We start from the raw sequence: 12,437 nt of genomic DNA, 5'->3' as shown, positions 1-12,437 counted from the left end.
GCCCTGAATGGACGGACGCGCCTTAATTTTCCGCAACGGCGGTCAATTGCAAGCCGTCCAGCCACGAAGTGAGCGCTGCGAGCGACTGTTCGGGCGCTTCTTCCTGCGGAAGGTGTCCGATGCCGGGAAAATTGGCGAGCGTCGCATTGGGCAAGTGCTCCATGTACCATTGCGCTGCCGAATAGGGGATCAGGCTGTCCTCTTCCCCCCAGACCACCAATGTCGGAACCTTCGCCTGCGCAATCTGCTCGGGCGTGAAGGTCGAATAGCTCCGCCCGAAGCGCTGGCGGGTCGCGGTACGGTTGCCGGGATAGCGCGCCAGCTCCCAATATCGGTCGACCGCTTCTTCGGTCACGACATCCTGGTTCGAGACGCTCTGCTTGAGGCTCCGCTCGACGAGCGAACGCGGGAGGATCTGGCTGACGAGGCTGCTTACGCCCGGGATGCGCGCAAGGGTGAAGGCCATGTTGCCGCCCCCTTCCCGCTTCACTGGTGCCCCGCCCGCATCGACGAGGACGAGTCCAGCCAACCGTTCCGGGCGGTCCAGCGCATATTGCATCGCGATCCCGCCGCCCATCGAATTGCCCGCCAGGACGAATTTCTCGAGCCCGAGATGATCCGCCACCCGGTCGACATCCGCGACATAGGCGGCGGTGGCGTAGTCCTCGTCTGCGGTGCCGCCGGTCAGGCCGTGGCCGCGCTGGTCGAAACGGATGACGCGGTACTTCTCGGCAAGGCCGTCTGCCCATGCCTGCCACGTATGCAGGTCGGCGTTCGAGCCGTGGAGCAGGATGATCGCGGGCGCATCGCGCGGACCTTCGTCGCGCAAATGCACTTCGAGACCCTTGTCGAGCGCGACGAACTGCGAGCTCTCACCGCCGTATTTCGCGCGCATCTCTGCCGGGTCGGTATCTGGCGCGCGAAAGAGCAGGAACGCGATGACAAGGATCGCGAGAAGCACTCCGAGAATGCGCAAGGTCCATTTCAGCATTGTCGTTTGCTTCCTTCCTCGTCAGCCCCGGACGATCATTCCGCGCGCGTCTGCGCTGGCATCCCGGCAATCCAGCGCCTGACGATCTCGACACCGTCATGATCGATCGTCGACTTACCCAGCTCCGGCATCGCGACACCGGGTTCCGGACTTGCCATGCGGTGCAGCAGGATCGACTGTTCCGGCTCGCCCGGGACGATATCGAACAGGAGATTGCCCGAGCCCCTGCCCGCTGCAACAGGCCGCTTCATCAAGCCGATCGCCTGGGGATCGTCCTGTTCCCAGCGCAGGTCGAGCCCGCTGTTCGATGCGGTCGATCCGGGGCGATGGCAATGCGCGCAATTGACGTCGAGATAGGCGCGCGCGGCGGCATCTACCGGCGCATCGGCGCGATGCTCCCAGACCGGAAAAGTGTTCGTGCCCTGCGGCTGGTCACCGGTAAGGCCGATGACCATGGCGGGGTGCAGGTTCTGGATGCGCGGGCCGATCGGCACCACCGCATCGTTCTGACCGTGGCATTCCTTGCATTGGTTCTTGTTGGGGATGCGGTAGCTGATCGCCTCGCCCGAAGGCGTCACGACATCTTCGCGCGCACCTGCGACGACGAGCGTCGCGTCGGTCTGCTCCTCGTTCCAGCGATAGGGCAGCGCGATCCAGCCATCGGTGCGGTGGAGCAGCACCCTCGTTTCGATCAGCCGCCGGTCCGCGCCTTTGCCGAAAGCGAAGGTCTTGATCAGCGCGCTGCCGACCGGGAATTGCAGCCTGCCCGCCTCGTCGAAGGACACCTTCTCGCCGCCCGGCACATATACGAAGCGGAGTTTTTCCGCCCCGTCGGAAAATAACGGCGTGTTGAGGCGATATTCCGTGACGGGGTAAGCTGGCGCTTGACCGGCAAGGTCGCTGAAAAAGCCGTAGTGCGACAGCAATCTCGGCAGGCCGTTGGCGATCTGGTGACCATTGACACTGACCGGCCCGGGCTCCTGCGTCACATCCACGCGGGCTCCGCCATCAGCACCGGATGTCGCAACCGCCGACAGGGCGGCGATGGCAGCGGCCAGCAGGAGGGCAGCTCCGCGTTTCACTTGATCCGCGCCTCCAGTTCAGCCGGTGCGCCCACCGATGCGGTGTCGAATTCATAGCTCGGCTGCGCGACCTGCAGCGGTCCGGGCGAACCGGTTGCGGGGTCCTGTCCGGGCGATGAGAGATTGAGCGACCAGCCGGCAACGCCATCGACCACGGTCAGGCCGGTATCGCCTTCGGCCACGCCGTCCCACATGACCGGCGGCAGCGAGCCGCCGAAGGCTGCGACCAGCATCTCGCCGCCATCGAGCTGCGGATCGTCGCCGCCCCGACCGAATGTGTTCTCGCCGACAACGACATTGCGCGCGAAGGGATTGTAGCGCTCGTCCTCGTAGGGCTGGGTGTAGGCGATCACCATCACATGCGCCGTGGGATTGTTTTCGAGGATGTTGTCCTCGACCAGCACGCCGTCGTTGGCCATCACCAGGATGCCCGTTCCGCGCCTTACGCCGGCGACGATATTGCCCGGCGGCGCGAAATTCGCCGTGTCGTTGTCGACCACGAGATTGCGGCGCAGGATCACGTTGCCGCCGCCCATCACCGGCAGGTTCGGCAGGTCGAATACGAGCAGGCCGCCGGTGTTACGCGTGGCGATATTGTTCTCGACCAGCGCATTGCGGCTATTCTCGATCTCGATCCCGGCGACATTCGCCTCGACGATCGAATTGCGGACAGTGATGTCCTTGCTCTGGCCGACATAGATCCCTGCGTCGGACGCGCCCGAGACTTTCGATCCGGTCACCAGCACGCCGGTGCTTTCGACCGGATAGATGCCGTAGGCACCGTTGTCCGGGTCGGGCCCGTTGGTCCAGGTGACGCGGATGCGGCTGTAGACGATGTTGTCGGCGCCCTTTGACTTGACCCCGTCACCCTTCGGGTTCTCCAGCGCGAAGTCGCGCAGGGTGACATTGTCGCTCGTCACCAGCAGGCCTTCGCCCGCACCCTGCTGGGTCGTGAAATCGAGCACGGTTTCGTCCATCCCCGCACCGCGCACGGTCACTCCGTCGACATCGAGGCTGAGGCCGTCGGTCAGGACGAAGCGCCCTTCGCCGAGGACGATCTCGTCGCCCTCGCCTGCAAGGATCAGCGCTTCCTGCAGCCGTTCCTGTGCGCCCTCGCCCGCTTCGACCGTAATGGTTTCGGCCAGTGCCGGATTGGCGGCGACGAGCGCTGCGAAAGCGGCGCAACAGGCAAGGTTCAGTTTCGGCATGGCAATCTCTCCCTCTTGCGGCCATCCTGCGCGAAGTGGCCGGTGAAACCAAGTCCCGCTGCGCAGCGTATCACTAGGAAACGCGAAAGGATGCCCGAATGAGGAAGATTGCACTTGCCCTGGCCTTTGCCGGAGCCGCCCTGACTGCCGGTACGGCGCAGGCTTCGCCCGCTTCGATCGAGGGCAAATGGAAGACCGATGACGGGCGTTCGGTCATCGCGTTCTACAAGTGCGGCAATGCGATGTGCGGGCGGATCGACCGGTTTCTCGTGCCCGAACCGGCAGGCGGTGCGCGCGATACGGAGAACCCCAAGGCGGCCCTGCGCGATCGCAAGCTGCTTGGCCTCCGGATTTTCTGGGACCTCACCGCCGACGGCAGCCGCTTCAAGGGTGAAGGCTATAGCCCGGAAGACGGACGCTATTTCGATGCGCAGGTCTGGCGCAGCGGTAACACGCTGAAGGTGAAGGGCTGCGTCCTGCTGTTCTGCCGGACGGCGAATTTCACCCGCGCCTGACGGCGCTCAGCCGAAGCCCGCTGCGCACAGGGCGGCGGAACTGCTGGTCACGGTCAGAACCTCGACATCCCCGACACGGCGGACGCGTTCTACGTAACCGGAGAGCGACGTCGGCTTCTTCGGTTCGCCTTCGCGAGGGGCGAGGTTCTCCAGCTTTCGCAGCTGGGAGATCGACAGGCGGTCGACCATCCGCTCGGCCATGCAGGCGCTGTTGCGCTCGCTCAGCCCTGCATCGAGCAGTGCGGATTTGACGCGGCTCTCCGCGATCTTGTCGATGCAGCCGGTCAGCAGCAGCGCCGCGCCGAGCGGCAGCAGCAGAAGCCGCATCAGTCGAGCGCCTTCACGATTTCCTCGACCATCTTCTTCGCATCGGACAGCAGCATCACGGTCTGGTCCATGTAGAAAACGTCGTTGTCGACGCCCGCATAGCCGACCCCGCCCATCGAGCGCTTGATGAAGAAGACCTGCTTGGCCTTGTCGACGTCGAACACCGGCATGCCGTAAATGGGCGAGCTCTTGTCCGTCTTGGCGGCCGGGTTCACCACGTCGTTCGCGCCGATGATGAAGGCGACATCGGCCTGTGCGAATTCGCTATTGATGTCCTCAAGCTCGAAGACCTTGTCGTAATCGACGCTCGCTTCGGCCAGCAGCACGTTCATGTGCCCCGGCATGCGCCCCGCGACAGGGTGGATGGCGAACTTCACTTCGACACCCTGTTCTTCGAGCAGGTCGCACATTTCACGCAGCGCATGCTGCGCCTGCGCGACCGCCATGCCGTAGCCCGGGATGATGATGACCTTCTCGGCCTGTTCGAGCATGTAGGCGGCGTCTTCCGCGCTGCCGGTCTTGTAGGGACGCTGCTCGCCCCCACCGCCGCCGCCCGCGCTCGCATCGGCACCGAAACCGCCCGCAATGACCGAGATGAAGCTGCGGTTCATCGCGCGGCACATGATGTAGCTGAGGATCGCACCCGACGCGCCGACCAGCGCGCCAGTTATGATCATCGCGGTGTTGCCGAGGGTGAAGCCCATCGCCGCAGCGGCCCAGCCCGAATAGGAATTCAGCATCGAGACCACGACCGGCATATCAGCCCCGCCGATCGGGATGATCAGCAGGAAACCGACGACGAATGCCAGCACAGTGATGGCGATGAAATATTCCTGGCTCGCCACCTGGCCCATCGCGAAGAGCGCGGTCAGCACGATGATGGCGACCAGCGTGCCGAGGTTGATTACGTGACGTGCGGGCAGCAGGATCGGCGCGCCACTCATTTTGCCCGAAAGCTTGGCAAAGGCGATCACGGAGCCTGAGAAGGTAATCGCACCGATCGCGACGCCCAGCGCCATTTCCACGCGGCTGACAGTCGCAATCGTATCGCCATCGAGTAGGCCGAAAGCACCCGGTTCGAGATAGGCCGCCCAGCCGACCAGCACCGCAGCGAGACCGACGAGCGAGTGGAACGCAGCAACCAGTTCCGGCATCGCGGTCATGGCGATGCGCCGCGCGATGGTGAAGCCGATGATCCCGCCGAGGAACATCGCCACGCCGATTTCCGGCAGGCTCGCAACTTCGTGCGTCACCAGCGTAGTAATGACGGCGATGAGCATCCCTGCCATGCCGAAGCGGTTGCCCGCGCGGCTGGTGCTCGGGCTCGAAAGCCCGCGAAGCGCCAGGATGAAGAAGATGCCAGCAACGAGATAGGCGAGCGCAACCCACGGGTTCACGCCGCCGCTTTCGGCCCCGGCTGCAAGGAAGGAGAACATCACTTCTTCTCCTTCTTCTTGTACATCGCGAGCATGCGCTCGGTGACGGCAAAGCCGCCGAAGATGTTCACGCTAGCCAGTACGACGGCGGCAAGGCCGAGCCACTTGGCAACGAGGCTACCCGCCTCGGCACTCGCGATGAGCGCGCCGACGATGATCACCGAGGAAATCGCATTGGTCACCGCCATCAGCGGCGTGTGCAGCGCGGGCGTAACCGACCAGACCACGTAATAGCCGACGAAACACGCCAGCACGAAAATCGATAGGATGGAAATGAAGTCCATGTCAGTCCCCCGATGCCGTCGGAGTGGCGGTCCACGGCAGTACGAAGCCGCGCCCCTCCGACCAGCTCTGTCCGACCAGCACCGCGCCTACGAGGCAGGCGGAATGCTGGTAGGCACCCGAATTGTCGCTTGTGCGGAACGCGATGCATTCGCGCCCCTGAGCCGAGCCGAGCTTCCCGGCCTCGATCTGCGAGCCGTAGAAAATGCCGGTCACTTCGTTGGTGTGCGACAGGCGGATTTCCATCGGCTGCGTATAGGGCGGGTCGGAAATCGACAGCCGCAAATCGACCGTCCATTCGCCCTCGATAGGATGCGGCGGCTCGCCCTGCGGCTCTTCTTCCGGCGCATTTCCGGCAAGCAGTAACAGTGCAGCGAGTGCGACTAGCGCCCTCACCCTTGGAGCCTCTCGTTTACGACCTTGCCGCCCTGCGTCAGGCGGATCGCATCGCCGATTTCCTCGTCGAGAACCGGCTTGCCCGCGTCCTTGTCCCAGAAGGCGGAGAGGAAGTTGTAGAGGTTGCGCGCAAACAGCGCCGATGCATCGGCGGCGAGATGCGCGGGCGTGTTGGAGAAGCCCATGATCTTCACGCCGTGTTTCACCACGACCTTGTCGGCCTCGCTCCCCTCGACATTGCCGCCTTGCGCTACGGCGAGGTCGAAGATCACGCTGCCCGGTTTCATCGTCGCGATCTGCGCGTCCGAAATCAGGCGCGGTGCATCGCGGCCCGGGATGAGCGCGGTGGTGATGACGATGTCCTGCTTGGCGATGTGGCCGGATACCAGCTCGGCCTGCGCCTTCTGGTATTCCTCGCTCATCTCGGTGGCATAGCCGCCCGAGCCTTCGCCCTCGATACCCTCGACGCTTTCGACGAAGATCGGCTTCGCGCCGAGCGACTGGATCTGCTCCTTGGTCGCCGAGCGTACGTCGGTCGCGGAAACCTGCGCACCGAGGCGGCGAGCGGTCGCGATGGCCTGCAAGCCTGCAACGCCGACACCCATGATGAAGGCCTTCGCCGCGTGGATCGTCCCAGCGGCAGTCATCATCATCGGAAAGGCGCGGCCGAACTCGTCCGCCGCTGCGAGCACCGCCTTGTAGCCTGCAAGGTTCGACTGGCTGGAGAGCACGTCCATGCTCTGCGCACGCGTGATGCGCGGCATGAATTCCATCGACAGCGCCTCGAAGCCCGCTTTCGCGTAGGCCTCGACACGCGCCTTGTCGCGGAAGGGATCGAAGGTGGCAGCCACCCACGCGCCATCCTTCGCTCCGGCGAGCGTCATGACGTCAGGTGCCTGGACGCCGAGCACGATGTCGGCCCCCGCGACCGCTTTCGGCCCGGTGGTGACTTCTGCTCCGGCTTCGCGATAGGCCTCGTCGGAGATTGAGGCGCCCTCCCCGGCGCCCTCCTCGACAGCCATTTCCGCTCCGAGTGCGATGAATTTCTTCACCGTCTCGGGCGTCACTGAAACGCGCGTTTCCCCCGCTGCGCGCTCTTTCAGGGTCGCTATGCGCAAGATACGTTCGGTATCAGTCTGCGATCAGCACGACCACCACGAGGGCGATCAGGGCAATCAGCGGCACGGCCCATTTGAGCGATGCGATGAAGCCGCCATAGGTTTTTTCAGCAGCTTTCATGTCGTTTGCGGACATTCTTGGGTTCCCCAATAGAGTTTTCGTATCGGCGCAGGGTCTATCGCGGGTGGTGAAGCGCTTCAAGAGCGCGACGAGCAGTTCTTACCCTTAATCGGACCTTTACTCCCTGACCCTAAACGGGACGCCTGTTTCACCATGGGACGGACGGGACACATGGCCGAAAGCGATTCGCGCTTGCTGATGCTTATCGACGATGAACCGGCGCAGAGCCGGCTCATCACCGCACTCGCTGCACGCGAGGGATGGCGCACGCTCGTCGTGTCCGATTCCGAGACGGCGATTGCCACCCTTGGCACGCGGCAGGGCATGCAGCTGTCCGCCATCATCCTCGACCAGTGGGTGCCGGGTGACGATGCCTGCGAGCTGATTCGCCAATTGAAGGAACGCCGCCCCGGCCTGCCAATCCTCATGCTGACCGCCAGCGCCTCCCCGCTGCTGGCAGTCGAGGCAATGCGCGCAGGCGCAAACGATTATCTCATCAAGCCGGTCGCTCCGGACCGGTTGATGCAGGCGCTGCGCAGTGCAACCAAGCAGGAAGCGCCGCGCGACGAACTGCAGCCGCTGACCGAGAAACTCTCGCCGCTGCTCGACTTCGATTCGATGATCGGAACCGCGCCCAACTTCCGGGCGGCATTGGCAAAGGCGGCCAAGGCGGCGCGCGGCCACGGCAGCGTGCTGATCGAGGGCGAGAGCGGCACCGGCAAGGAAATGCTGCTGCGTGCGATGCATGCGGCAAGCCCGCGCGCCAAGGCTCCTTTCCGCCTGATCAACGCCCGCGGCGTACCGGCGAATTCCATCGAATCCGTCCTCTTCGGACATGAGCAGAACGCCTTTCCGGGTGCATTCGACCGCCAGATCGGCGCCTTGCAGCACTGCGACGGCGGCACGCTGGTGATCGACGAGATCGACCGGCTGAGCGAGGATCTGCAGGCCAAGCTTGCCGAGACGCTGCGCAGCGGCATCGTCCGTCCGGTCGGCGCGAAGCACGGCTTCCGCGTCGATGTGCGCCTGCTGAGCGCGAGCAACCTGCCGCTCGCCGATCTCAACGATCAGGGGCATTTCCACCCGGATCTGCTGAAGGAAATCTCCAGCACCAAGATCACCATGCCCGCCCTGCGCGAACGGCCCGGCGATATCGCGGCGCTCGCGCGCTATTTCCTCGGCAAGATCGGGGAACAGCCGGGGCTTCGCTCGCTCTCGATCAGCGACAGCGCATTGACGCTGCTGTCGGCCTACGACTGGCCGGGCAATGTCCGCCAGCTACAGGCGGTCCTGTTCCGTGCAGCAGTCTTCTGCGAGGGGCAGACGCTGACCATCGACCACTTCCCGCAGCTTTCCGAGCTGCTCGGCGAGATCCGCGAGGAAAGCGCCAAGCCGATACAGGAAGGCGTCGGGGTCATGCTCTACGCAGCCGACGGCAACCTGCGCCCGCTCGAAGAGATCGAGGCCGACGTCATTCGCCTCGCCATCGGCCACTATCGCGGCCGCATGACCGAAGTCGCCCGCCGTCTCGGCATCGGGCGCTCCACGCTCTACCGCAAACTCGCCGATCTCGGCATCGACAACGCCGCATAGGATTTCCCACATGGTCGACGGCCCCGTTTCCACCCCTGTTGCCGCCACTTCCGACGATTCCGTGCGCGATGCGCTCGACCGTCTTTCGCGCAAGATCAACGCGGAGAATTACGAACGCATGCGCTGGGCGCGTGATGAAGCACCCAAGCTCGTCCGGCTCGTCGAACTCGTCAAAGGTGCTGTCGCAGACCGGACCGATGTCGAGATCAACGAGGAAGGCGGCGAGGGAAATACCAAGCGCTTCGTCGTCAAGGTCCACGGCCAGCGCGTTGCCGGCCTCGGTGTTGCGCTCGACAAGGGCCGCGCGATCGCCGCTATCGGCCCGATCGAACGCAGCGCCTACACGGTCGCACAGGGCGAGCCGATCCATGCGCGCTATGAAGATGTCGATGAAGCCTGGATGGGCCAGACGATCGCACGGCTTGTCGAGCGCATCGGCAGCTGACCCGACGATCGCCGCAGGGGCATCGACAAGACCGACTGAGCAGCTATCACTTACCCCAAGGGGGAGGTGGTATGCTCGATCGATTCAGGACCATTCTATTGGCGGCGCTCGCCGGTTCGCTCTCGCTCGCGCCGGTCGGCGCGCAGGATGATGCATTCAAGGCCCATCAGGATCGTGTTTTTGCCGAACTGAAAGACATCAAGGCGCAGCGCGAGCGAGGCGAGCACGCTGCCGCGACGCGGCGCACGATCAACCTCTGCCTGGAAACGCCGGATGCGATGCTCGAACAGGGCCGGACCAATCTCGCCTGCTCTATCGTGACCAGTGACTACAAGGACCACCCGCTTTACCGCAGCATGGCGCAGGACCTTTGCGCGCGCGGTAGCGCGAGTTCCTGCATAAGCCTCTATTTCCAGATGTCGCGGGAACAGGTCGATCCCGAGATTGCAGCGGTCCACACCGAACTGCGCTATTCGCTGCTCGCATCGGCCTGCGAAGCAGGTGATGGCGACGGATGTTCGCTCTACGGTCTTGCACACCTCACCGGGAGGGAAGTCGAGAAGAATCCCGCAGTTGCGAAGGCAGCGTTCGCGCTCGGCTGTGAGCGCGGCAATTACGAGACGTGTTCCGAGTTTCTGGACCTGTTGGGCAAATACCAGTTCGGCCCGATCGAGAATGCAGACGTCCTAATGGCTGCGAAGGGCGCCTGTCCGCCCGCGCCTGCCGGGGCTTCGTCGAAATCCTGCATCGCTGCGGCGGAGGCTGTCGAGCTCCATGGCGAGGATGAGGACCAGCACTTGATCCGCACTTACCTCGGCCGTGCGTGTAGCGACTTTGCCGAAGCCGAATCTTGCTTCTGGCTCGCCGAGGACTACGACAATGGCGACAGCGGCCCGGCCGACAGCACGCGGGCCAAGAACATGCTCGAAACCGGATGCAAGCTCCGGCCCGGCGATGAGGCCTGCGCATGACTGGTCGGCTGAAGGGAAAACGGGCTGTCGTAACCGGCGGCGCACGCGGGATCGGGCGCGGCATCTGCGAAGCATTCGTCCGCGAGGGCGCAAGCGTCCTGCTGACCGATATCGACGAGGTAGAGGGCAAGTCCGCTGCAGAGGCGATCGGCTGCGAGTTCCTGAAGCTCGATGTGCGCGACGAGGCGGCCTGGCTCGCGCTCGAGAAATCGCATCCGGCGATCGACATCATGGTCAACAACGCGGGCATCACGGGCTTCGAAAGCTCTCCCGGCCCGCATGATCCGGAAAACGCCTCGCTGGAAGACTGGCACGCTGTGCACGCAGTCAACAACGACGGCACATTCCTCGGCTGCCGCTACGCGATCCGCGCGATGAAGGCAGCGGGGACAGGCTCGATCATCAACATGTCCTCGCGCTCGGGCCTCGTCGGCATCCCCGGCGCTGCGGCCTATGCATCGAGCAAGGCGGCGATCCGCAACCACTCGAAGTCGGTCGCGCTCTATTGCGCGCAGCACGGCTGGAAGATCCGCTGCAACTCGGTCCATCCCGCTGCAATCCTCACCCCTATCTGGGAGCCGATGCTGGGCGACGGCCCCGACCGCGAGGAGAAGATGGCAGCGCTGGTTTCCGATACGCCGCTCAAGCGCTTCGGCACGGTCGAGGAGGTCGCCGCCATGTGCGTATTCCTCGCCAGCGACGAGAGCGCCTATACGACCGGCGCGGAGCTGACCCTCGACGGCGGCCTGCTGGCAGGCTCAGCCGCTTCGCCGGGGTCCTAGCTGCCCGGCAATTCGGCGAAATCGGTCAGCGCCGCATCGCGCTGGCCGCGCCAGACATTGCGCGCCTGCACCGTCTGCGGAACGTCGTGGACCCGCAGCAACTGGACGCCTGCATTCATGCCCGCGATCGCGAGGGCGATACTGCCGCCGAGGCGCTGTTCGGCGGGCGCTTCATTACTCAGCGCCCCAATCATCCGCTTGCGACTCGCGCCCAGCAGCAGCGGACAGCCGAGCGCATGGTACATCGCCAGCGCATTCATGACGGCGAGGTTCTCGGCCAGCGACTTGCCGAAGCCGATGCCGGGATCGAGGATGATGCGTTCCTGCGGGATGCCGGCCGCGATAGCCTCGTCACGGCGTTCCTTCAGGCCGTCGAACACGTCGAACACGACCGCCTCGTAATCGCCGCCCGCATGGGGGTTGTCGCCGTTTCCGGGCGCATGCATCAGCACGACGGGGCAAGCGCGCGAGGCTACGAATTCGCGGCTGCGCGGATCGTAGCGCAGTGCGGATATGTCGTTGACGAGATGCGCCCCTGCATCGAGCGCAGCCTCCATGACGGCTGGCCTGCGCGTATCGACGCTGATCGCCGCACCCATCGCGCTGCAATATTCGACTGCCGGAACGACGCGCTCCAGCTCGTCGCCTTCCCAGGTCGCTGCGGCACCGGGCCGCGTGCTTTCACCGCCGATGTCGATCAGCGCAGCCCCGGCTTCAAGCATTGCCGCCGCGTGGGCGCGTCCGGCTTCGGGCCGCTCGATGAATTCGCCGCCATCCGAAAAGCTGTCGGGCGTCACATTGAGGATGCCCATGACCTGCGGCTGGTCGAGATGGATCGACCTGTCGCCCAGCTGCAATGCCGGGTGGGCAAAGCGCAGCGCGGTCCACTGCCGTTCGGCTTCCGCGGCAATGTCGTCGGACAGATCGCCCAGCACGTCGTCGATCGTTTCCGGCGAGGCGAGGAAGCGGTCGATCACCGCCCCGCCCTCGCGCACGATGACGGCGAAGCGGTGCGCATAGGTCATTCCGCCTGCGATCCGCACGGCATTGCCATGCTCTGCCTGCGGGCTCGGTGTGGTGCCGATGGGGCGGATGTAGACAGACTTGGTCATGCACGCGGCTCCGGCGGGAAATCAGGCTCGCCCACCGGCAACCGCCGATGGACCTTCG

The 12,437-nt window shown here is 64.5% G+C and carries 15 protein-coding genes; 5 read left to right on the top strand and 10 right to left on the bottom strand.

Translation table 11 applies throughout. The features are described 5' to 3' along the window. Positions 1–22 precede the first annotated feature (22 nt). From EO245_RS06415 to EO245_RS06405, 3 genes are read right to left on the bottom strand one after another with little or no spacing between them, the layout of a single operon-like run. Entirely contained in the window at positions 23–991 is a 969-nt protein-coding gene (locus EO245_RS06415; protein ID WP_234026981.1) for an alpha/beta fold hydrolase, read from the bottom strand. A 35-nt stretch (positions 992–1,026) separates the two neighbouring features. Beyond that, positions 1,027–2,073 (bottom strand): SO2930 family diheme c-type cytochrome, encoded by a 1,047-nt coding sequence (locus EO245_RS06410; protein ID WP_234026980.1) that lies wholly within the window; start codon positions 2,071–2,073, stop codon positions 1,027–1,029. Beyond that, the gene (locus EO245_RS06405; protein ID WP_128892145.1) at positions 2,070–3,281 is read right to left on the bottom strand and encodes a parallel beta-helix domain-containing protein; all 1,212 of its coding nucleotides are present in this window, start codon (positions 3,279–3,281) and stop codon (positions 2,070–2,072) included. The genes EO245_RS06410 and EO245_RS06405 overlap by 4 nt, the downstream gene beginning before the upstream one ends. Before the next feature lie 98 nt (positions 3,282–3,379). Here EO245_RS06405 and EO245_RS06400 point away from each other — a divergent pair, with 98 nt between their 5' ends. Continuing rightward, entirely contained in the window at positions 3,380–3,796 is a 417-nt protein-coding gene (locus EO245_RS06400) for a DUF2147 domain-containing protein (protein ID WP_128892144.1), read from the top strand. A gap of 6 nt (positions 3,797–3,802) precedes the next feature. On the opposite strand, the gene EO245_RS06395 is transcribed toward EO245_RS06400, so the two are convergent. From EO245_RS06395 to EO245_RS06370, 6 genes are read right to left on the bottom strand one after another with little or no spacing between them, the layout of a single operon-like run. Further along, the gene (locus EO245_RS06395) at positions 3,803–4,123 is read right to left on the bottom strand and encodes a hypothetical protein (protein WP_128892143.1); all 321 of its coding nucleotides are present in this window, start codon (positions 4,121–4,123) and stop codon (positions 3,803–3,805) included. Further along, a complete protein-coding gene (locus EO245_RS06390; RefSeq protein ID WP_128893485.1) occupies positions 4,123–5,559 on the bottom strand; it encodes an NAD(P)(+) transhydrogenase (Re/Si-specific) subunit beta in 1,437 nt (478 codons plus the stop codon). Before EO245_RS06390 ends, EO245_RS06395 begins: the two co-directional genes overlap by 1 nt. Beyond that, complete coding sequence (locus tag EO245_RS06385; protein ID WP_086436397.1) at positions 5,559–5,843, bottom strand: NAD(P) transhydrogenase subunit alpha; 285 nt, start codon at positions 5,841–5,843, stop codon at positions 5,559–5,561. The genes EO245_RS06390 and EO245_RS06385 overlap by 1 nt, the downstream gene beginning before the upstream one ends. 1 nt (position 5,844) lies before the next feature. After that, positions 5,845–6,237 (bottom strand): hypothetical protein, encoded by a 393-nt coding sequence (locus tag EO245_RS06380; protein WP_128892142.1) that lies wholly within the window; start codon positions 6,235–6,237, stop codon positions 5,845–5,847. Continuing rightward, positions 6,234–7,355, bottom strand: a complete 1,122-nt coding sequence (locus tag EO245_RS06375; RefSeq protein WP_128892141.1) for an NAD(P) transhydrogenase subunit alpha — start codon at positions 7,353–7,355, stop codon at positions 6,234–6,236. Before EO245_RS06375 ends, EO245_RS06380 begins: the two co-directional genes overlap by 4 nt. A 13-nt stretch (positions 7,356–7,368) precedes the next feature. Then, positions 7,369–7,491, bottom strand: coding sequence for an aa3-type cytochrome c oxidase subunit IV (locus EO245_RS06370; RefSeq protein ID WP_128892140.1), 123 nt, complete (start codon positions 7,489–7,491; stop codon positions 7,369–7,371). A gap of 156 nt (positions 7,492–7,647) precedes the next feature. Between EO245_RS06370 and EO245_RS06365 the strand changes: the two genes are divergently transcribed. The 4 genes from EO245_RS06365 (at position 7,648) to EO245_RS06350 (ending at position 11,267) form a co-directional block, all read left to right on the top strand. Further along, entirely contained in the window at positions 7,648–9,069 is a 1,422-nt protein-coding gene (locus tag EO245_RS06365) for a sigma-54 dependent transcriptional regulator (RefSeq protein WP_128892139.1), read from the top strand. A 10-nt stretch (positions 9,070–9,079) separates the two neighbouring features. Continuing rightward, on the top strand, positions 9,080–9,514 hold the full coding sequence (locus EO245_RS06360) for a hypothetical protein (protein ID WP_128892138.1): 435 nt from the start codon (positions 9,080–9,082) through the stop codon (positions 9,512–9,514). Between the two features lie 71 nt (positions 9,515–9,585). Beyond that, positions 9,586–10,485, top strand: a complete 900-nt coding sequence (locus EO245_RS06355; RefSeq protein WP_128892137.1) for a hypothetical protein — start codon at positions 9,586–9,588, stop codon at positions 10,483–10,485. Further along, positions 10,482–11,267, top strand: coding sequence for an SDR family oxidoreductase (locus EO245_RS06350; RefSeq protein ID WP_128892136.1), 786 nt, complete (start codon positions 10,482–10,484; stop codon positions 11,265–11,267). The genes EO245_RS06355 and EO245_RS06350 overlap by 4 nt, the downstream gene beginning before the upstream one ends. Here the strand turns inward: EO245_RS06350 and folP are convergent. Next, on the bottom strand, positions 11,264–12,379 hold the full coding sequence (gene folP, locus EO245_RS06345) for a dihydropteroate synthase (protein WP_128892135.1): 1,116 nt from the start codon (positions 12,377–12,379) through the stop codon (positions 11,264–11,266). The genes EO245_RS06350 and folP overlap by 4 nt on opposite strands. Positions 12,380–12,437 lie beyond the last annotated feature (58 nt).

Source organism: Erythrobacter sp. HKB08, from assembly GCF_004114695.1.
Classification (GTDB): domain Bacteria; phylum Pseudomonadota; class Alphaproteobacteria; order Sphingomonadales; family Sphingomonadaceae; genus Parerythrobacter_A.
Note: the sequence above shows the minus strand (reverse complement) of the source record. Positions and strands in the feature narration are given on the sequence as shown.